This window comes from Nocardioides oceani, assembly GCF_030412965.1.
Taxonomy (GTDB): Bacteria; Actinomycetota; Actinomycetes; order Propionibacteriales; family Nocardioidaceae; genus Nocardioides; species Nocardioides oceani.
The window spans coordinates 1-282 of the sequence record NZ_JAUHJQ010000123.1 but is presented as its reverse complement, the minus strand read 5'-3'; the positions used below and the strand labels follow the sequence as shown (position 1 = coordinate 282).

The following is a 282-nucleotide window of genomic DNA, read 5'->3' as shown; positions in this document are numbered from 1 at the left end:
CACGCCCACCCTGGTGGTGCTGGCCGTCGACATGCCGCACGTGACCCCGTGGACGCTGCGCCGGCTGCACGAGGCGGCGGCCGGCCGCGACGGCGCCGCGCTGCACGACCCCGACGGCCGCCGCCAGCTGGCGCTGGTGCTCGACGTCGCCCGGCTCGACGCCGTGCGACCCGGCCACGAGGAGCAGCACGGCGCCGCGCTCCACCGGCTCCTGGCCCCGCTCGACCTCGCGGCCGTCCCGGCCGAGGGCCGCGAGCACCGCGACCTCGACTCCTGGGCCGA

The 282-nt window shown here is 79.8% G+C and carries 1 protein-coding gene; it reads left to right on the top strand.

Features of this window, described 5'->3' with window-relative positions; genetic code table 11:
- A partial coding sequence (locus tag QWY28_RS23525) for an NTP transferase domain-containing protein (protein ID WP_336622435.1) occupies positions 1-282 on the top strand: 282 nt, incomplete at both ends.